The sequence below is a fragment of the Streptomyces sp. NPDC030165 genome (assembly GCF_055573595.1).
The window spans coordinates 30,115-47,499 of the sequence record NZ_JBVIBD010000016.1 but is presented as its reverse complement, the minus strand read 5'-3'; the positions used below and the strand labels follow the sequence as shown (position 1 = coordinate 47,499).

Annotated in this window: 20 protein-coding genes and 1 riboswitch; of the genes, 6 read left to right on the top strand and 14 right to left on the bottom strand. The window is 72.5% G+C overall.

What is annotated here, in order from left to right; all coding sequences use genetic code 11:
- Positions 1-2 precede the first annotated feature (2 nt).
- The 6 genes from ACZ4Z1_RS27500 to bioB all read right to left on the bottom strand — a co-directional run bounded on the left by ACZ4Z1_RS27500 (position 3) and on the right by bioB (position 6,547).
- On the bottom strand, positions 3-887 hold the full coding sequence (locus tag ACZ4Z1_RS27500) for an ABC transporter ATP-binding protein (protein ID WP_468489310.1): 885 nt from the start codon (positions 885-887) through the stop codon (positions 3-5).
- 131 nt (positions 888-1,018) lie between these two features.
- Entirely contained in the window at positions 1,019-2,281 is a 1,263-nt protein-coding gene (locus tag ACZ4Z1_RS27495) for an alpha/beta hydrolase family protein (protein ID WP_468489309.1), read from the bottom strand.
- A gap of 150 nt (positions 2,282-2,431) precedes the next feature.
- A complete protein-coding gene (locus tag ACZ4Z1_RS27490) occupies positions 2,432-3,106 on the bottom strand; it encodes a class I SAM-dependent methyltransferase (protein WP_468489308.1) in 675 nt (224 codons plus the stop codon).
- Between the two features lie 69 nt (positions 3,107-3,175).
- On the bottom strand, positions 3,176-3,868 hold the full coding sequence (bioD, locus tag ACZ4Z1_RS27485; protein WP_468489461.1) for a dethiobiotin synthase: 693 nt from the start codon (positions 3,866-3,868) through the stop codon (positions 3,176-3,178).
- 92 nt (positions 3,869-3,960) lie between these two features.
- Positions 3,961-5,271, bottom strand: coding sequence for an adenosylmethionine--8-amino-7-oxononanoate transaminase (locus ACZ4Z1_RS27480; protein WP_468489307.1), 1,311 nt, complete (start codon positions 5,269-5,271; stop codon positions 3,961-3,963).
- The gene (gene bioB / locus ACZ4Z1_RS27475) at positions 5,264-6,547 is read right to left on the bottom strand and encodes a biotin synthase BioB (RefSeq protein ID WP_468489306.1); all 1,284 of its coding nucleotides are present in this window, start codon (positions 6,545-6,547) and stop codon (positions 5,264-5,266) included. The genes ACZ4Z1_RS27480 and bioB overlap by 8 nt, the downstream gene beginning before the upstream one ends.
- Before the next feature lie 146 nt (positions 6,548-6,693).
- On the opposite strand from bioB, the gene ACZ4Z1_RS27470 reads away from it, so the two are divergent.
- Positions 6,694-7,950: an 8-amino-7-oxononanoate synthase gene (locus ACZ4Z1_RS27470; RefSeq protein WP_468489305.1), complete on the top strand. Its 1,257-nt coding sequence runs from the start codon at positions 6,694-6,696 to the stop codon at positions 7,948-7,950.
- A gap of 88 nt (positions 7,951-8,038) precedes the next feature.
- Here the strand turns inward: ACZ4Z1_RS27470 and ACZ4Z1_RS27465 are convergent, their stop codons facing one another.
- Positions 8,039-8,275 (bottom strand): DUF397 domain-containing protein, encoded by a 237-nt coding sequence (locus ACZ4Z1_RS27465; protein ID WP_468489304.1) that lies wholly within the window; start codon positions 8,273-8,275, stop codon positions 8,039-8,041.
- A gap of 10 nt (positions 8,276-8,285) precedes the next feature.
- Positions 8,286-9,173 carry a helix-turn-helix domain-containing protein gene (locus tag ACZ4Z1_RS27460; RefSeq protein ID WP_468489303.1) on the bottom strand — a complete coding sequence of 296 codons (888 nt, stop codon included), beginning with the start codon at positions 9,171-9,173 and terminating at the stop codon, positions 8,286-8,288.
- 311 nt (positions 9,174-9,484) lie between these two features.
- Here ACZ4Z1_RS27460 and ACZ4Z1_RS27455 point away from each other — a divergent pair, with 311 nt between their 5' ends.
- A complete protein-coding gene (locus ACZ4Z1_RS27455) occupies positions 9,485-9,913 on the top strand; it encodes an ATP-binding protein (RefSeq protein ID WP_468489302.1) in 429 nt (142 codons plus the stop codon).
- A 121-nt stretch (positions 9,914-10,034) separates the two neighbouring features.
- Here the strand turns inward: ACZ4Z1_RS27455 and ACZ4Z1_RS27450 are convergent, their stop codons facing one another.
- The 5 genes from ACZ4Z1_RS27450 to ACZ4Z1_RS27430 form a co-directional block, all read right to left on the bottom strand.
- Positions 10,035-10,304: a hypothetical protein gene (locus ACZ4Z1_RS27450; RefSeq protein ID WP_468489301.1), complete on the bottom strand. Its 270-nt coding sequence runs from the start codon at positions 10,302-10,304 to the stop codon at positions 10,035-10,037.
- 474 nt (positions 10,305-10,778) lie between these two features.
- On the bottom strand, positions 10,779-11,387 hold the full coding sequence (locus tag ACZ4Z1_RS27445; protein WP_468489300.1) for a DUF6328 family protein: 609 nt from the start codon (positions 11,385-11,387) through the stop codon (positions 10,779-10,781).
- Positions 11,388-11,512: 125 nt separating this feature from the next.
- Positions 11,513-11,986, bottom strand: coding sequence for a C40 family peptidase (locus tag ACZ4Z1_RS27440; protein WP_468489299.1), 474 nt, complete (start codon positions 11,984-11,986; stop codon positions 11,513-11,515).
- A 3-nt stretch (positions 11,987-11,989) separates the two neighbouring features.
- A riboswitch (cyclic di-AMP (ydaO/yuaA leader) is annotated at positions 11,990-12,154 on the bottom strand.
- 548 nt (positions 12,155-12,702) lie between these two features.
- A complete protein-coding gene (locus ACZ4Z1_RS27435) occupies positions 12,703-13,008 on the bottom strand; it encodes a hypothetical protein (RefSeq protein ID WP_468489298.1) in 306 nt (101 codons plus the stop codon).
- A 7-nt stretch (positions 13,009-13,015) separates the two neighbouring features.
- Complete coding sequence (locus ACZ4Z1_RS27430) at positions 13,016-13,651, bottom strand: ATP-dependent Clp protease proteolytic subunit (protein WP_468489297.1); 636 nt, start codon at positions 13,649-13,651, stop codon at positions 13,016-13,018.
- Between the two features lie 261 nt (positions 13,652-13,912).
- On the opposite strand from ACZ4Z1_RS27430, the gene ACZ4Z1_RS27425 reads away from it, so the two are divergent.
- The 4 genes from ACZ4Z1_RS27425 to ACZ4Z1_RS27410 all read left to right on the top strand — a co-directional run bounded on the left by ACZ4Z1_RS27425 (position 13,913) and on the right by ACZ4Z1_RS27410 (position 16,051).
- Positions 13,913-14,308, top strand: a complete 396-nt coding sequence (locus ACZ4Z1_RS27425) for a hypothetical protein (RefSeq protein ID WP_468489296.1) — start codon at positions 13,913-13,915, stop codon at positions 14,306-14,308.
- Between the two features lie 243 nt (positions 14,309-14,551).
- The gene (locus ACZ4Z1_RS27420) at positions 14,552-14,932 is read left to right on the top strand and encodes an STAS domain-containing protein (RefSeq protein WP_468489295.1); all 381 of its coding nucleotides are present in this window, start codon (positions 14,552-14,554) and stop codon (positions 14,930-14,932) included.
- Between the two features lie 299 nt (positions 14,933-15,231).
- Positions 15,232-15,534 (top strand): hypothetical protein, encoded by a 303-nt coding sequence (locus ACZ4Z1_RS27415; RefSeq protein ID WP_468489294.1) that lies wholly within the window; start codon positions 15,232-15,234, stop codon positions 15,532-15,534.
- 172 nt (positions 15,535-15,706) lie between these two features.
- A complete protein-coding gene (locus tag ACZ4Z1_RS27410) occupies positions 15,707-16,051 on the top strand; it encodes a type II toxin-antitoxin system Phd/YefM family antitoxin (protein ID WP_468489293.1) in 345 nt (114 codons plus the stop codon).
- 61 nt (positions 16,052-16,112) lie between these two features.
- On the opposite strand, the gene ACZ4Z1_RS27405 is transcribed toward ACZ4Z1_RS27410, so the two are convergent.
- A complete protein-coding gene (locus ACZ4Z1_RS27405) occupies positions 16,113-17,069 on the bottom strand; it encodes a M28 family metallopeptidase (RefSeq protein ID WP_468489292.1) in 957 nt (318 codons plus the stop codon).
- Positions 17,070-17,385 lie beyond the last annotated feature (316 nt).

The window sequence follows — 17,385 nt, the reverse complement described above, 5'->3', positions numbered from 1 at the left end:
GCTCAGCCGTTCCGTCGCGGGCCGGGACGGTGGCCGGGACCGGGACGGCGGCCGGGGCCGGCGTGCTGGCTGTCGTCGGGCCCGGCGGGTGCGGGCGGGGGTGCGGCCGGGCCCGGGCCCGCCGCGAAGACCTGCATCCGCGCCAGTACGGATTCCGCAGTGGGCCGCGTCATCTCGTCCACGATCCGGCCGTCCGCCAGATAGAGCGCGAGGTCGGCGTGGGCCGCCGCGTTCGGGTCGTGGGTCACCATCACGACCGTCTGCCCGAGGTCGTCCACCGCCTCCCGCAGGAACTGGAGCACCTCCAGACCCGAGCGGGAGTCGAGATTGCCGGTCGGCTCGTCCGCGAAGATCAGCGCGGGGCGGGCGGCCAGGGCCCGGGCGCACGCCACCCGTTGCTGCTGCCCGCCGGAGAGCTGGGAGGGCCGGTGCCGCAGGCGGTCGCCGAGCCGGAGCGTGTCGATCACCTTGCGCAGCCACTCGCGGTCCGGCTCGCGGCCGGCGATGTCCAGGGGCAGCGTGATGTTCTCCTCGGCCGTCAGGGTGGGCAGCAGGTTGAACGACTGGAACACGAAGCCGACGTGGTCCCTGCGCAGCCGGGTCAGCTGCCGGTCGTCCAGGCCGGTGATCTCCCGGCCGCCCAGCCACACCCGCCCGGCGGACACCGTGTCCAGGCCCGCCAGGCAGTGCATCAGCGTGGACTTCCCCGAACCGGACGGGCCCATCACCGCCGTGAACCGTCCCCGCCCGATCGACACGTCCACACCGTCCAGCGCCACGACCTGGGCCTCGCCCGTCCCGTACGTCTTGACCAGCGACTCCGCCCGCGCGGCCGCCTCGCCGCCCGGTGCGGTGCCCTTCGCCTCACCCGAGACCGGTGTGGACACGTCAGCCTCCCGACGTCGGCCCCGTGCCTCACGGGGCGGCAACTCCCGCATGGCCCACGACAGTAGGGCAGCTTCCGTCGTCCGGACATCCCCCGCGGGCCCGCTCCCGGCCCGGTGCGCGGCCCTGACGCTCAGCGGGTGGCCGACGGCACCGTAGCCGGGTTGTGGAACGTCACCTCCGGGTTGTCCGGCGTGGGGCCCTGAAGGAGGGGCTGGGGTATGTGCCGCAGGTGCTGGTCGAAGAACGCCCCTACATAGGCGCGGGTGAGGGCGACCGAGCGCCGGCCGGACAGCGGGGGTTGCGTGTCCGAAACAGCCGCGGGGCCCGCGGCCTGCTGGCCGAACTGCCCGACCAGGACAGGAGCGTCGGTGAAACTGAGATGGTCGGAACCGGCGACGGTCAGCCAGCGCTTCCACCCGTCCAGCCGGCTCCAGGCCAGGTCCCAGGTCCGGTCCCGGCCGCCGGGCCGGTGCACCCCGTTGTCGGTGCCGAGCATGAGGAAGGGGCGGGAGCCGAGACCACCGGCCGGAACGGGGTCCTGGAACGCCCCGTCCATGTTGACGCCCGCCCGTATGCGGCTGTCGCGCGCCATGGCGGACACGGCGCTCGCGCCGCCGAGCGAGTGGCCGGCCATGCCGATGCGCCTCTTGTCGATCAGGCGGGAGTGACGCCAGGCGGACCGGCTTCCGGTGAGCCGGTCCAGGACGAACGAGACGTCCCGGCCCCGGCCGACGGCCGCCAGCCGGACGCCGGCCTCGGTGCCGTACACCTTCTCGCAGGCGGCGCAGGTCAGTATCCGCCCGCCGGGGAAGACGGTGCCGACGCTCTCGTAGGCGTGGTCGACCGTCGCGACGACATGGCCGCGGGAGGCCAGGTCCTCCGCGAGGCCGGTCAGGCTGTAGCGGGGTGCGCCGAAGCCGGGCGAGACGATCAGCAGCGGATACGTGCCGGCCGCGGGGCGGGCGTCCGCGCGGCTGTGTACGGCCGTGCTGCTCAGGGTCTCGGGAGCGACCGCGTCCTCCCAGCCCTGCGCCTTGACGAGGTGCCGGCTCTCCTCGGTGGTGGCGTACCGCGCGGGTGTGCCCGTACCGCGGCGGGCCGGGTAGTAAAGGCCGACCATCAGCTCGCGGGCCTTCGCCGTGGGCACCCAGGGGTCACGGCGGCTGTGGTCGGTGAGCGGCAGCGTGGACCGGCCGACCGCGTACGGCCCGGTGGGCGCGGGCAGGCGTATCCGCGCGGCGGCCGTCGTATCCGTACCGACGGGTGGCGTGGCGGCCGACGGGACGGACGGGGACGCGGCCCAGCACGTGCCCGCTGCCGTCGCGAGCGGCAGTGGGAGGCTGAGCACCAGCGACGAGGCGACGGCTCTGGCCGCACGAGGAAGTCTGATCACGCGATGACGGTAGGCCCGTGCGCAGCCACGGCGCGTCAGCCCCAGGGCTGGTCCTGGTACGACCACGGGTTGATACGAGCGTCGGGCCGGGTGGCTGGAGCGGCGCCCCGTACGCCTGGGGCACCGGCGCCTGTACGAGCTCACAGCCCCTCAGGACCGGTCAGTGAGCTGGTCCTCCTCCGCCCGCCGTGCCACGCCCATCACCGTCCACGGGAGGGCGGGGCCGGGGCCCAGGATGTGGCTGCGGCGGTAGGTGGTGATGGTGAAGCCGGCGGTCTGGAGTTCGGCCAAGGGGGTGCGGGAGAGGTGGCAGTTGCCCATCAGGTGGGGCCATACCGTGCGGTCCAGGGCCCGCTGTACGGTGGCGGGGCCGTGGCGCAGGGAGCGTCCGTGTTCGAAGAAGCGGAGTTCGCCGTCCGGCCGCAGCACCCGCCGCAGTTCCGACAGCGAGCGCTGGACGTCACGTACCGAGCAGAGCACCAGCGACACGACCGCGGCATCGAAGGCTTCACTCTTGACCGGCAGTGCTTCCGCCGTGGCCGGTACGACGTCCACCGGTATGCCGGCGCGTGCCGCCTCGGTCAGGGCCCGTCGCCGCAGGGTGCGTTCGGGTTCGACGGCCACCACCTCCGCGACGGTCCGGGGGTAATGGGCGAAGTTCGCTCCCGTACCGGCGCCGATCTCGATCACCCGGCCCGAGAGGCCGGCCAGCATGTCGCGCCGCAGGGCCGTGAGGCCCGTGCGGTGGTCCGCGACGTGCGCGTACCACCGGGCGAAGACCGGATGGTGCACGACTCCTCGCTGGGCCCTCGTGCGCTGTGGCATGGCTGGATCCCTTCGCCGTACGACGTTCGCCGGTTCGAGTGTCCGTCGTGCCGCGCCGGGACACCACTGTCAAAGCGTGGCGGTGCCGCCGAGGGCGGGCGCCAGCCACCCCGGAGCCTGCGCGCGGAAGGCCTCCGGGGGCAGGCTGCCGGCGCCTTCCGGGACGCGTCCCAGCAGCGGCGCGCCGGCCGCCTGCGGAAGGTCGTCCAGGTTGCAGCGGGCGGCGAGGCCGGGGGACGCGGGCCAGCTGCCCACCACCACGCCAGGGCTGTCGATCCCGTACGTGCGCAGGGCCAGTGCGGTGAGCGCCACCGCGTTGAGCGTGCCCAGGCCGGCCTGGGCCACGACCAGTACGGGGGCCCCGGCCAGGCGTGCCGCGTCGGCGAGGGTCGCGCCCTGCTCGTCGAACCGTACGAGCAGGCCGCCCGCGCCCTCGACGAGGACGAGGTCGTGCGAGGCCGCCAGTTTGGCGGCCGTCTCCGCGATGTCCCCGGGGCGTACGGGCGGCAGGCCGGCGCGGCGTGCGGCCGTCTCCGGTGCCAGCGGCTCGGGATAGCGCGCCAGTTCGGCGGTGGTGACCTGAGGCCCCGCGAGCCGTACGACTTCCGCCGTGTCACCCGGTTCATGGGTGGTGACCCCGGTCTGCGCGGGTTTGAGGACCGCGACGGAACTGCCCTGGGCGAGCGCCGTCGCGGCGAGGGCCGCCGTGGTCACGGTCTTGCCGATCTCCGTGCACGTTCCGGTCACGAACAGCACCGACACGTTGGTTCTCCTGTCGTCGAGCATGGTTGTCGCCCTGGGGGCCCGGTGTCCGCAGCCCCCAGGGCAGGGCCTGGTGCGGCCTGTCCGGCGTCTCAGGCCTCGCGCGCCACCGCGCGCATCGCCGCGCAGATACGTGCCACGTCCTCGTCCCCGGTGATGTACGGCGGCATCGCGTACACGAGGTCGCGGAACGGGCGCAGCCACACGCCCTCCCGTACGGCCGCCCGCGTGGCGGCCGCCATGTCCACCTGGCGGTCGAGCTGGACGACGCCGATGGCGCCGAGGACCCGTACGTCCCGTACGCCTTCCAGGGCGGCGACGTCGGCGAGGCCGTCCCGCAGTCCGGACCCGATCCGTTTGACCTCGCGCGCCCAGTCCTGGGAGAGCAGCAGGTCCAGCGAGGCGTTGGCGACCGCGGCGGCCAGCGGGTTGCCCATGAAGGTCGGCCCGTGCGCGAGCACCGGCACGTCGCCGCGGGAGATCCCGTCCGCCACGGCAGGCGTGCACAACGTCGCCGCCATGGTGAGATACCCGCCGGTCAGGGCCTTGCCGACGCACATCACATCCGGTGTGACGCCCGCGTGGTCGGCGGCGAACAGCGCTCCCGTACGGCCGAAGCCGGTGGCGATCTCGTCGAAGACCAGCAGGACCCCGTGCTCGTCGCACGCCTCGCGGAGCACCCGCAGGTAGCCGGGGGAGTGGAAGACCATGCCGCCCGCCCCCTGGACCACGGGCTCGACGACGACCGCCGCCAGTTCGTCGGCGTGCCGCGCGACCAGCTCGCGCAGGTGCGCCTCGTACGCCGGGTCCGGCGGGGCGTCGAACCCAGGAGGCGGCGCGTCCGCGAAGAGCTGCCGGGGCAGGGCGCCTTGCCACAGCTCGTGCATACCGCCGTCCGGGTCGCACACCGACATCGGCTGCCAGGTGTCGCCGTGGTAGCCGCCGCGCCAGGTCATCAGCCGCTGTTTGCGCGGCTGTCCGACCGAGCGCCAGTACTGGAGGCACATTTTGACGGCGACCTCGACCGACACCGATCCGGAGTCCGCGAGGAAGACGTGCTCCAGCCCGCTCGGGGTGATGTCCGCCAGCCGGGCGGCGAGCCGTACGGCGGGCTCGTGCGTGAGCCCGCCGAACATCACATGGCTCATCCGGTCCAGCTGGCCGCGGGCGGCTTCGTTGAGCACAGGGTGGTTGTATCCGTGCACCGCCGACCACCAGGAGGACATCCCGTCCACCAACTCGGCCCGGCCTTCGACAGGTTCGGACAGCCGCAGTCGTACGCCGGAGGCCGACGCGACGACCAGCGGCTCGGCCCGGCCGGGCATCGGGCCGTACGGATGCCAGACGTGCTGCCGGTCGAGGGCCAGCAGTTCGGGGACGGAGAGCTGCGCGGCCTCAGGCATTCGGCGGCAGCTCCGTACCCGCGCCACGACGGCGTACGGAGACCAGGTCCGTACGGGCCTCGCCTGCCGGGGCGGCGGCAGTGGCGGGGGCAGCGGTCTCGGGGGCGGCAACTGCCGTGCCCCCCGCGGTAACCGCTCCAGCGTCCACTCCGGCATCCTCTCCGGCGTCCGTTCCCGCCCGTACGGCCGGTTCCGCCGCCGCGTCGCCGTCCCCGCACGGCCCGCAGCCGCCACCCCCGTGGCCACCGCAGCCGCCGCCCGCGAGCGCGTCGGCGCGGTGCTCCGGCAGGGTGGTGGTGTCCGTGCCCTCCACCTCGAAGCCGGCGTCCGCGATCATCGCCAGGTCGTCCTTGCCCGCCTGGCCCTCGCTGGTCAGGTAGTCACCGAGGAAGATGGAGTTGGCCAGGTGCAGGGCGAGCGGCTGCAGCGAGCGCAGATGCACCTCGCGCCCGCCGGCCAGCCGTACCTCCACGTCCGGGCAGACGAAGCGGACCATCGCCAGGATGCGCAGCGCACGCTGGGGCGTGAGGTTCCACTCCTTGGCCAGCGGGGTACCCTCGAAGGGGATCAGGAAGTTGACCGGCACCGAGTCGGGGTCCAGTGCGCGCAGCGCGAAGACCACGTCGACCAGATCCGCGTCGCTCTCGCCCATGCCCGCGATCAGGCCCGAGCAGGCGGACAGGCCCGCCGCCTGCGCCTGTTGGACCGTTTCGACCCGGTCGGCGTAGGTGTGGGTGGTGGTGATGTCCCCGTAGGTGGCTTCGGACGTGTTGAGGTTGTGGTTGTAGGCGTCCGCGCCCGCGGCCCGCAGCCGGGCCGCCTGGCCGTCCGAGAGCAGGCCGAGGCACGCGCACACCTCGACGCCCTCGTTCTGCTCCTTGATGGCGGCGATGGTCTGCGACACCCGGTCCACGTCCCGGTCCGTCGGCCCGCGGCCGCTGGCCACGATGCAGACCCGCTTGGCGCCGCCGGCCACCCCGGCCGCGGCCGCCTTGGACGCCTCCTCCGGCTTGAGCCAGGTGTACTTGAGGATCTCGGCCTTGGAGCCGAGCCGCTGGGAACAGTACGAGCAGTCCTCGGGGCACAGACCCGACTTCAGGTTGACCAGATAGTTCAGTTTCACCCGCCGTCCGAACCACCGGCGGCGCACCTTTCCGGCCGCGGCCACCACGTCGAGCAGGTCGTCGTCGGACGTCGCCAGCACGGCGAGCGCCTCTTCGCGGGTCGGCGATACGCGCCGCAGCCCCTTGTCCACCAGCGTTGTCAGCAGATCCATGGCGATGATCCTGGCGTACGCCCACGGCCCGCGACCATGGAGGAACCCGACAAGGGCGCCGATCCGGGGTGTGTGCATGGCCACACCGTAGGACGGTGTAACGACCGCTAACGTCTATCGACAGCCCACAAACGCGAAGGAAGCCGATGCATCAGGACGACCCCGCGCCGCCCCTGCTCCGCGACGTGCCGGCGCCGCCTCCCGAGGGGCCCGACGGGGCGCCCGCCCCCGGCCGCGGCACCGGGCCGGGCGCCAACGCGCGGGCGGCCGCTTTCGGCTGGATCGATACGGCCCGCGAACAGCGCCGCCGGGCGGGACTCGTCCGTACGCTGCGGCCGCGGCCGGTCGAATCGACGCTGCTGGACCTGGCGAGCAACGACTACCTCGGCCTGGCCCGGCACCCCGAGGTCACCCGCGGCGCCGCGCAGGCCGCGCACCGCTGGGGCGCCGGCGCCACCGGGTCCCGGCTGGTCTCCGGCAGCACCGAGCTGCACGCCCGGCTGGAGGCCGAACTCGCCGAGTTCTGCGGCTTCGAGGCCGCCCTGGTGTTCTCCTCCGGTTACGCGGCCAACCTCGCCGCCGTCACCGCGCTCGGCGGCCCCGGCGGCCTGATCGTCTCGGACGCGGGCAACCACGCGTCGCTCATCGACGGCTGCCGGCTCGCCCGCGCCAGGACCGTCGTGGTGCCGCACGCCGACCCGGACGCGGTACGCAAGTCGCTGGACGGCCACGGTGGTCCGGCGCTCGCCGTCACCGACGCCGTCTTCTCCGTGGACGGTGACGCCGCGCCCCTGCGGTCCCTCGCCGACGCCTGCCGTGCGCACCGTGCGGCCCTGCTCGTGGATGACGCGCACGGCCTGGGCGTCCTCGGCGACGGCGGGCGCGGCGCGGTGCACGCGGCCGGGCTCGCCGGGGACCCGGACGTGGTCGTCACCGCCACCCTGTCGAAGTCGCTCGGCAGTCAGGGAGGCGCGGTCCTGGGCCCGGCCCGGGTCATCGAGCACCTGGTCAACACCGCGCGGACGTTCATCTTCGACACCGGCCTCGCCCCCGCCGCCGCCGGCGGCGCCCGTACGGCGCTGCGCCTGCTGCGCCGCGAGCCGGAACGCGCCGGCCGGGTCCGCGCGGTGGCCGCGGACCTGCACCAGCGGCTCAGCGCCGCCGGGCTGGCGGTCGTCCGTCCGGACGCCGCGGTGGTCTCCGTACGGGCGCCCTCGCCGGAGCAGGCCGTCCGGTGGGCAGCGGACTGCCGGGACGCGGGCCTCGTGGTCGGCTGCTTCCGGCCGCCGTCCGTACCGGACGGAGTCTCTCGGCTGCGCCTGACCGCCCGCGCGGACCTGACTCCCCGGCAGGCGAGGGAAGCGGTACGGACCGTTGTACGGACGGCGCCGGGCGCCTGTTAGGGCCGGGTGCCGGAGAAGTTCCGTACGCCCTGCCGCTGTACGGCCGTACGGATCGTCCGGCCTGTCCGGATCATCCGGTCCGGACGGCTCATCCGACCTTCGCGAAACGGCTGTCGGTCAGCCCGTCGACGAAGGACTGCCAGGCCGATGTGGTGAACAGCAGGGCCGGTCCCGCGGTGTTCTTCGAGTCGCGCACCGCGAGCAGGCCGGAGCTGATGCGCGCCGTCTCGACGCAGTTGTTCATGCCGGTGCTGCGGCTGCTGCGCCGCCACCGCGCACCGTGCAGCGCGGCGCGGACGGGATCGTGCCCAGGCAGGAGTGACATGGATGCCTCCTCAGGTGCCGGCGCCGGCCCACGAGGCGGCGGCGATCCGGGCGATGAATTGCGCTGACTTCTCGCATGAGAGGGCGCGCCCCCGCAGCGTGTCGAACGCATCGCTGTACGCCCTGAGGTCTGTCTTCTGCTCCAAGTAGAGGCTACTCGTCAAATGGTCGAGAACAACCACATCCAAGTCAGAAGTGAGCGGAAATGAGAAGATAACGAAAGGACCGGTGATGCCGATGTGCACACCGGAAGCGAAGGGCAGCACCTGTAGTCGCACATGCGGCAATTGCCCCACGTCCAGAATGTGCCGCAACTGCGCCGCCATGACGCCGGGCCGACCGACCTCCCGGCGGAGCACCGCTTCGTCCAGCACCGCGCACAACTCCAGCGGCCGCTCGCCCCGCAGCACCTCCTGGCGGGCGATACGCACCTCCACCAGTTCCTCGACCTGCTTCGACGGCAGGTCCGACAGCGTGGCGCGGGTCACCGCCCGCGCGTAGTCCGGCGTCTGCAGCAGCCCCGGCACCACCGTCGTCTCCAGTGTGCGCGCCCGGGACGCCTCGTACTCCAGGCTGATGAAGTCCCGGTACTCCGGCGGCAGCAGGTCGCGGTACGTGTGCCACCAGCCGTGCCGCCCACTGCCGCCGCCCTGCGGGCCGTCACCGCACAGCGCCGCCAGCAGCGCGCGCAGTTCCGCGTCGCGCACGCCGTACGCGTCCAGCAGCAGTTCCACATCGGCCGGCCGGACGCCGCTGCGCCCGGTCTCGATGCGGCTGACCTTGGACTGGTGCCATCCGACCAGGCGGGCCGCCTCACCGCTGGTGAATCCGGCCAGCGTCCGCTGGCGCCGTAATTCCGCTCCGAGCTTGCGGCGGCGCACCGCGGGCCCGTACCGCATACCCGTCCTCCCTTTCCTTCCACGGGGTGCGCCGCGGGTGCGCCCGTCCCCTGATGGCCGGTTCCGGTCCGTCAGTGTGCCGCGCAAATACGTTCTCGCGTAGCAGAGTTCACCGCTTCGGGCGACAGATATATGCACTTCTTGGTGGATGACGCGCCACAGCCGCAGCATGAGTGGCAGGCTGACGCACAGCAGCAGTCCGAGGCCGGAGCCGAAGGGGCCGGAAAGGGCCCGGGAGGCCGGATGCGATGGCGGCTTCCTTCGGCGGCGGGCCGGAGTAGAGCCTCGGGTGGGAAAGGGACGGCGTCGCGATGGCAGACCATCAGGAATCCTCACTCACTCTGCCCAGCGCACCGGCATCGGTCGCGGAGGCCCGCAGGTACGTCACGGGCGTACTGGCCGAATGGGGCCTTCCGGACGGGACGGAGACGGCCGACACCGTACGGCTGATCGTCTCCGAACTCGCCACCAACGCCGTGCAGCACACATTCGGCCGGTCACCGGCGTTCACCGTCGACGTCCGGCTGGACCGCGACGAACGGCTGCGGATCGGCGTCACCGACGACCATCCGCGCTGGCCGAAACGGCTGCCGGCCGCCGTGCAGCAGGACAACGGGCGGGGCATGGTGATCATCCGTTTCCTCACCGCCGAGTCCGGCGGGCAGGTGACGGTCGAGCCCACCGCGTCCGGGGGCAAGACCGTCTGGATCAGCCTGCCGTGGAAGCTGTTCCTGCCGTAGCGGGTCGTTCGGGCGAAGCGGTTCTCGAAGGGCCGGTCGCGGAAAGGGCGGTCCCGGAAGGAGGCGGTTCGGACAGGGCAGGCCACGTCAGCGGCAGGATTCCGGGCTCCGGGAGGCCCGCTCAGGGCTTGGTGAGGAAGCGCGGCTTGCGGCGGCGGCCCGTACTGCACGCGCAGCCCGCACCACTGTCCCGTACCTGCCGGTAGGTGGGACTGGTCTCGCGGCCGCAGCGGGAACAGCGGCACGGCCACGGCTCGTACGCGCCGGGACAGGGGACCAGAGGCGTCAGCCCGGCGGCGTACATGACGCGTTCGGCGACGGTGGCCGGACCGGGTGCGCCCACCGGGGCGGCCGGGGCGCCCGTAGGGGCCACGGGGCTCGCGGGGGCCACCGGGCCCACAGGCACGGAAGCCGCAGGCAGTACGGGAGTGGCCGAGCCCCCGGAGTCTGCCCGGTCCCCAGGAACCGCCGGCCCCCCGGCAACGGCCGGTCCCGCAGGAGCCACCGAACCCCCGCCTGTCCCGGTACCAAGGTCCCCCGGATGCCACTGATGCAGGCAGGAGGCGCACCACCACAACAGTTCACCGGCGCCGTAGACCCCCTCGTCCTCCCACAGCACGTCCGTGCTGCCGCAGGCCGGGCAGGGGGTGGCGGGGGAGCGGCGGCGCAGAAGTCCGCGCAGGTTCACGAGTCGGTCCTGGTGTGCGTGTGCTGGGGCAGGTGTCCGTGCATGGGTCTCCTCACGTGCTAAGGAGACTCCATCGGTTCACCGTCGCCAAAGCAAGGACGACCAGGTCACAAAAGATTTCGACGGCACGATGCCCCGTGCGGGCCCCGGGAAGACCGCACGCACGGTGCCGGGCGCTCAGGACGACGAGTCGCGCGCGGACGGCTTGATGTGCCCGTTCAGATACCCCAGTACGCGGGGCAGCAGCGCCCACAGCCCGGCGCACGTCACCAGCGTCACCGAGCCCGCCACCACTCCCGCCCCGCGCCCCAGTACGACGTCGACGACCAGCAGTACGGCACCGGCCAGCGCCAGCGCGAGCACCGCCATACCGGCCGCGGTCAGCCGCGCGGAAACCTCCACGATCAGCCCCTTCGCGCGCCGCCGGAACAGCACCCGGTGCACCGCGGCAGGCGCGGTGAGCAGCAGCGTCGCCAGTACGGCCAGCAGCAACGTGCCCACGTAGAAACCGCGTTGCGTGGTGTCCAGGGACACGAAGCGCGGGGTGAACGCCAGCGTCAGCAGGAAGGCGAACAGGATCTGCACGCCGGTCTGCAGGACGCGCAGTTCCTGGAGCAGTTCGCCGAAGTTGCGGTCGTAACGCTCCAGAGGCGTCTCGTTGCGGTCCGCGCACGCGGTGTGGTGGGCGGAACCGGGTGACTGGTGCGGCTCGGGTGCATCGGTGATTCCCGGCAGTTCGGAGTGTCCGGGCAGTTCATTCCGGTCGTCGTCGGTGATGGGGGCCATTGCGTGCGGGTATCCGCCGATGCGTTGATCACTCCTCGGACGCGCGCGGGTGCGGGAGTCCGCACCCGCGTACGCACGGGAGGACCGGCGCGATCGGCGGATCACCACACCGGCGGACCGGGCGGTCAGCGCACCCGCCCGTACGAAACGCTGCGCGACCAGATGCGTTCCAGGCGCACCACGGAGCCGGGTTTGGGCGCGTGCCAGATCTTGCCGTTCCCCGCGTAGATGCCCACGTGGTAGATGCCGCGGCGGGAGTGGAAGAAGACCAGGTCGCCGAGGCGGCGCGAGGACGCGGACAGGTGCCGGGTGCGGTTGTACTGGGCCGCCGCGGTACGGGGCAGCCGCTTCCCGGCGCGTTTGAACGAGTACAGCGTCAGTCCTGAGCAGTCGAAACGGTAGGGCCCGCTGGCTCCGTACTTGTAGGGCGCCCCCTTCTTGGAGGCGGCGATCCGCAGTGCTGAGGCCGAGGTCGACGCGGCTTGGGCGTCCTCGGTGGCTCCTGGTACGACCAGTGTTCCGCCGGCTGTGGCGAGGGCGATGAAGGAGATCACTCCGGCTCGCGCCAGCAGGGGGGAAGTGGTGGTACGCGCGGTCATGCGCAACCCTTCGTCAGCCGCCTGCGAAGGAGTACCTGTCGGGTTCGGGCAGGCGAAGATGCCCGGTCGCCGTAACGACTTCACCCCAAGGGGCCGTCCGGCCGTGGTGGCCGGCGGTCCCGTCGTGCTCGGGTCCTCCGCTCCTGCCGGTCCAGGCGCATCGACCAGACATCCGGTACGGCGGCAGGATTGGGCGTCCGTCCGGACCGCCCCACCGCTGTGGCGGGGGCTTGTCGTCGAAGCGATCGTTGCGCACCTCGCGCCCGGATTCCGAGCAGAAACGGTTGTATGTGAGTTTGGTCACGTCTGCGCCGTTCGGGTGGACGGCCGGCGTTCCGTGGGGAATCCGCGACGGGTGAGGACCCGCGCACCAGCCCCGGAACGTGATGTTCCGGTCGAGACGTACATACGTCGCGCAAGCCGTGTGGCGCGGCACGCGGCCTTCCGGCTACGCCGTTGGGGCGAGCCCGATCGGGCTTCGTGTCGGCATACGGGTGGGTCCTTGCGATGCTGTAGCACCTCCTGGCCGCCTCTGTCACCCTCCGTCTGGGGTGTGCCGCGCGGGGCGGGTGGGTTCTTGTGTGCCAGAGGGGTGAGGGGAGGGCGTCCGACCCCCGTCCGGACGCCCTCCCGGCCGCCGTGGCGGCGTCGTGGTGGTCGCGCGCTCGTGACGCGGCCCTCTCCCGTCGGGAGGAGGCGCGGTCTGCCGTATCGGGTCAACTGTGTGGCGGAGGTACGGCGATCAGCCGCGCGCGGCGCTCACCGTCCAGTACGCGCAGGGCCTGCGCCAGCGTCCCCGCGTGCAGTTCGCTCTCGCCGCGGTCGTGCATCAGCGCCAACGCGTCCCGCAGGGCGGTGGACTTGCCGACCAGGGCCTGTGCGGCGCGCAGCCCGCCGTACGTGTCCGTGCCCCGGGCCGGGTTGATGCGGCCCAGCAGGTCCAGGACCGCGAGGTAGCTGTCGATGACCTCGGCCTCGGCGCGCGTCAGCGCGGGCAGTGGCGGCAGTTCGGGTGGCAGCATCCCGGGCTCACCTCGCGCCGGTCGCGGCGGGGCGCTGCTTGCGGCTGCGGGTGAGCCCGTCGATGAGGCCGTACGCCACGGCGGCCTCGGAGTCGAAGACCTTGTCGCGTTCGAGGTCTTCGGAGATCCGCTCGGCGGTCTGGCCGGTGTGCCGTACGAGCAGTTCCTCCAGGAATGCGCGGGTGCGCAGCAGTTCGTCCGCCTGGATCCGGAGATCGTCGGCCTGTCCCTGGACCGGCTCGCTGAACGAGGGCTGGTGGATGAGGACGCGGGCGCCCGGCAGGGCGAGGCGCTTGCCGGGTGTGCCGGCCGCCAGCAGCACCGCCGCCGCCGAGGCGGCCTGGCCCAGGCAGACCGTCTCGATGTCGCAGCCCACGAACTGCATCGTGTCGTAGATCGCGGACATCGCGGTGAACGAGCCGCCGGGGGAGTTGATGTAGAGCGAGATGTCCCGGTCGGGCGCGTCGTGGTCCAGGTGCATGAGCTGGGCGATCACGTCGTTGGCCGTGGTGTCGTCGACCGGGGTGCCGAGGAAGATGATCCGCTCGCTGAGCAGCTTGGAGTACGGGTCCATGGTGCGGGCCCCGTAGGTGGTGCGTTCGGTGAACTCCGGGAGGACGTACCGGGCCTGGGGGCCGTTCATGGGGAGCTCCTCTTCCCTGAGCGTCTGTAAAAAATGTACAGGACGTACGTATGGCTAGATAGGAGCACGGTCCGCTGGAGGAAGGCAATGCCTCTGGTGGGTGAAGTGCCGGACGCTCGCTGACAGCGAAAACCTCATGAGGCGTCAGGGCCATTGCGGACGCGACGGGCTGACTGCCCGTTCGCTCGCGCCTTCAGGGGCGCGTCCGCCTCCGGAGCGCAATGGCCGCTGTACGCCTGTGACCACTGCGAAGGACATCCGATGCCCGACTCGTGCCGCCTCGCGCCCCTGTTGCCCGGAATCGCCGACGACCGCCACGCGCTCCGGGAAGCGCTGCTCCTCCTGGCCTTCCAGCGACTCGTCCAGTACAGCGGCCCGGAGACGGTACGGGTGACCACGGTCGATGCCGCCGCCTGCCGGGACACCGCCACCGTGCTGCACAGCCTGTATCGCACCGCCCTGCTGGGCGCGCCGTGGCCGCTTCCCGGGAGCGACCTCGCCGCCCTGCGCAACTTCGCTGCTGCGCACGTGCAGGCCGTCGCGCGCCGGGACGCGGTGGAAGCGGCGGGCAGTGAACGCGCACTGTGGAGCGTCTTCGTGCACGCCTGCCGCAACCGGCCCCTGTACGACGCCGTCACACAGCTCGCCCGTGGGTGACCGGCAGCGCGCCCTGCACTGTACGGACGAGTACTGGCAGCGCGCGCTGCAAGGCGCAGACGAGCACTGGAGGCGCGCGAGCGGCACGACCGCCCTCTGATCCGGCAGCCGCCGGAGCGGTCGACGAGCGGACCGGTGCGGTGCGCTCCGGCTGTCGTCTCCCCAATGCGTACCGAAGGAGTGCATGGGCGCCGTCGGGGTCATATACCCGTGTGGTGGGGGCGGGGCGAAGGGAGCGGGAGAGTGGGCGACACGGAGAGCGTCCCGCTGCGTGTGATCGTCACCCGGGTCGTCGGCACCGGCGCCGTGCTCGTCGTCGCCGGCCAGCTCAACGACGATTCACAGGTCGTGCTGCGCATGAAGGCCAAGGGCCAGATAGCGCTGCGCCGCGACCATCTGATACTCGACCTCGGCGGCCTGGAACGCTGTGACGTGGGCGGGCTGGGAGCCCTGATCTACGTACGGCGGCAGGCCCTCGCGCAGGGCGGCAGCGTCCGCCTGGTGGGCCTGAGCGGGTCGCCGCTGCGCGTCTTCCTCCGCGCCGGACTGTCCGTGATCTTCCCGCTCTACCACGAGCTGGGCACGGCGAGCGTCAACTGGCCGCCCCGGCAGCCGTCCTGCTGACGCCCGGCCGGGCCCCGTTCGCGCGGTGGCGCGCCGGCGGTGCAACGTTCCGGCCGAAGTCCCCCGCGCGCTCCGGCGCCGGCCCGGCGCACCGCGTGCCGGACCTCCTCTGCCGTCCCACGCGTCCTCGCCCGCGGTCCCGGCGGACAGCACGAGGCGACACCTGACGCGCGCGCCCCTGGCCAAAGGAGCCCTTGCGGAATCCACACGTACGGAAACCACCGTTCCGGCCTGGTCCGCCCGGGTACCCGCCGGGCGGACCCGAGTTGCTCGGGTCTTGCCGAGTCCAGGAGGACGCGATGGCTACCGCTTCATCCGCCGGATACCCGGAATCCGGCCGCTCCCAGGCCGCCCGTACCGAGCGGCACACGAGCGCGGAGACCAAGCCCGCGTTCAAGAGCACCGAGTTCTTCGTCTACCTCGCCGCCGTCGTGGCGGTACTGGTCGCTTCCGCCATCGTCGGCGGCGGCGCCACCGATGTGGACGTCTTCCCCGCCGACCAGGCGTGGCTCTACGTCACCCTGCTGACCGTCGGATACATGATCAGCCGCGGCCTGGCCAAGTGCGGCAGCCGCGAACCCGCCGACCGCACCACCACCTGAGCGCCCCGGCGCCCGCGGCCCGGCAGCGCTGCCGGGCCGTCGGCGTGCGCACGGCGCCGTACGCGCGGTTCGGGTGGGAGCCCGTCCGAGGGGCACGCGTCCGGGCAGCCCGCGGAATCCGGCCGGTCGCGGCCCTGGCCGGGATGTCGTGGACGCGACCTAAGCTAGGAGCATGGCTTATGAGATTCCGGTGACGCAGGCCCGGGCGGAGTTGGCGGACCTGATCAACCGCGTCGTCTACGGCGGTGAGCGGGTGGTCGTCACGCGCCACGGCAAGCCGCTGGTGGGGCTGGTGTCCGCCGCCGACCTGGAGCGTCTCGAGGCGTACCGGGAGGCGGAGGAGGCCGCGGCGGAGGAGCAGGTGATCAGCACGGTCTCCTCGGTACGGCCGTTCCCGGCCCCGCCCGGCGAGTGGCGCCGCTTCGGCATCGCGGCGGAACACCGCGGTACGGCGGGCGGCCGCGGGGCGGCCGGCGGGCACGGCGCCACGGGCGGGCAGGGCGCCGGGGAGCACTGACCGGGCAGCGCGCGGACCGCCGCTGCCCGGTGTCCGGGCGCCGTGCCGGAGCGGTCCGGCGTCAGAAGCTGAGCTGCCAGACCGCGTCGGCGATCGCCGCGGTGTTGTGGCCCAGCGCCGTGTCGTCGATGTTCTTCGAGGTGTCGCAGGACGCGTGGTAGCAGGCGTCGAACGCCTTGCCCGCCGTTCCGCCCCACCGCTTCGCCTGCTCGGCGGTCTTGATGTGGTCCGCTCCGGAGAACAGGCCGCCCACCGGGACGCCGGCGTCCTTGAACGGCGCGTGGTCGGAGCGGCCGTCGCCCTCCGTCTCGATCTCGGTGGCGATGTTCTTCGCCGCGAAGTGGTCCTTGAAGACCTTCTCCAGACGCGTGTCGTCGTCGTACACGAAGTAGCCCGGGTTGGGCGAGCCGATCATGTCGAAGTTCAGATACGCGTCGAGCTTTCCGCGGTCGTCGGCGGACAGGGCGTTCACGTAGTGCCGGGAGCCGGCCAGCCCGTACTCCTCGGAGCCCCACCAGGCGAACCGCAGGTGCTTGGCGGGTTCGAGGTGGGCCTTGGACACCGCGAGCGCCACTTCCAGGACGGCCGCGGAGGCGGAGCCGTTGTCGTTGATGCCGGGGCCTTCGGTGACCGAGTCGAGGTGGGCGCCGGTCAGCAGGGTCCGTTCCGTGCCGCCGCCGGGCCAGTCGGCGAGGAGGTTGTAGCCCGTGGTGCCGTTACGGGCGAACTCCTGGACGGTGGTGGTGAAGCCGGCCGCGTCCAGCTTGGCCTTGAGGTAGTCGACGGAGGCCCGGTATCCGGCGGTGCCGTGGGCGCGGTTGCCGCCGTTGGCGTCCGCGATGGACTGCAACCGGTCGAGGTGGGCCTTGACGGCGGTGACCGGGATGTCCGGAGCGGCCGGTTTCGCGGGGGCGGTGGCCTGCGCACCGGCGGTGGGGCCCAGTAGTGCGGCGGCGAGGGCGGCTGCCGCGCCGACGGCCGGTGCGGCACGGCGTATTCGGGTGGGGGTGGGAGTCACGGTGTTGCTCCGATGCTGGTGTGGGGGGTGGTGCCCAGCGTTTGACGTGAGCATGAGGATTACGAGGGATGCGTGCCGCGTCAAGAGCGGATACCGGACCATGGTGTCCGCATAATGGGCGCACCGGTCCGAAGTGGTACAGCGGGCCGCGGCGGCACCCGGCCCGAAGTGCCGCACCGCACCGCGCGGGTGGCGCCGGCGCGCCCGGCCGGTGAAGTTCCGCTGTCGACCCGTCGAGTTAACGCCGGTGAAACGGCGCGGAACTACCCTGCGGCCGACGGGCTATTGATGGAGCGGAGCTGGAGAGCAGTTTGCT

Excerpts from the sequence above, each read along its gene's own strand:
- ACZ4Z1_RS27490 (WP_468489308.1), bottom strand. The coding sequence starts at position 3,106 with ATGCCACAGCGCACGAGGGCCCAGCGAGGAGTCGTGCACCATCCGGTC.
- ACZ4Z1_RS27480 (WP_468489307.1), bottom strand. The coding sequence starts at position 5,271 with ATGCCTGAGGCCGCGCAGCTCTCCGTCCCCGAACTGCTGGCCCTCGAC.
- bioB (WP_468489306.1), bottom strand. The coding sequence starts at position 6,547 with ATGGATCTGCTGACAACGCTGGTGGACAAGGGGCTGCGGCGCGTATCG.
- ACZ4Z1_RS27470 (WP_468489305.1), top strand. The coding sequence starts at position 6,694 with ATGCATCAGGACGACCCCGCGCCGCCCCTGCTCCGCGACGTGCCGGCG.
- ACZ4Z1_RS27465 (WP_468489304.1), bottom strand. The coding sequence starts at position 8,275 with ATGTCACTCCTGCCTGGGCACGATCCCGTCCGCGCCGCGCTGCACGGT.
- ACZ4Z1_RS27460 (WP_468489303.1), bottom strand. The coding sequence starts at position 9,173 with ATGCGGTACGGGCCCGCGGTGCGCCGCCGCAAGCTCGGAGCGGAATTA.
- ACZ4Z1_RS27455 (WP_468489302.1), top strand. The coding sequence starts at position 9,485 with ATGGCAGACCATCAGGAATCCTCACTCACTCTGCCCAGCGCACCGGCA.
- ACZ4Z1_RS27445 (WP_468489300.1), bottom strand. The coding sequence starts at position 11,387 with ATGGCCCCCATCACCGACGACGACCGGAATGAACTGCCCGGACACTCC.
- ACZ4Z1_RS27440 (WP_468489299.1), bottom strand. The coding sequence starts at position 11,986 with ATGACCGCGCGTACCACCACTTCCCCCCTGCTGGCGCGAGCCGGAGTG.
- ACZ4Z1_RS27435 (WP_468489298.1), bottom strand. The coding sequence starts at position 13,008 with ATGCTGCCACCCGAACTGCCGCCACTGCCCGCGCTGACGCGCGCCGAG.
- ACZ4Z1_RS27430 (WP_468489297.1), bottom strand. The coding sequence starts at position 13,651 with ATGAACGGCCCCCAGGCCCGGTACGTCCTCCCGGAGTTCACCGAACGC.
- ACZ4Z1_RS27425 (WP_468489296.1), top strand. The coding sequence starts at position 13,913 with ATGCCCGACTCGTGCCGCCTCGCGCCCCTGTTGCCCGGAATCGCCGAC.
- ACZ4Z1_RS27415 (WP_468489294.1), top strand. The coding sequence starts at position 15,232 with ATGGCTACCGCTTCATCCGCCGGATACCCGGAATCCGGCCGCTCCCAG.
- ACZ4Z1_RS27410 (WP_468489293.1), top strand. The coding sequence starts at position 15,707 with ATGGCTTATGAGATTCCGGTGACGCAGGCCCGGGCGGAGTTGGCGGAC.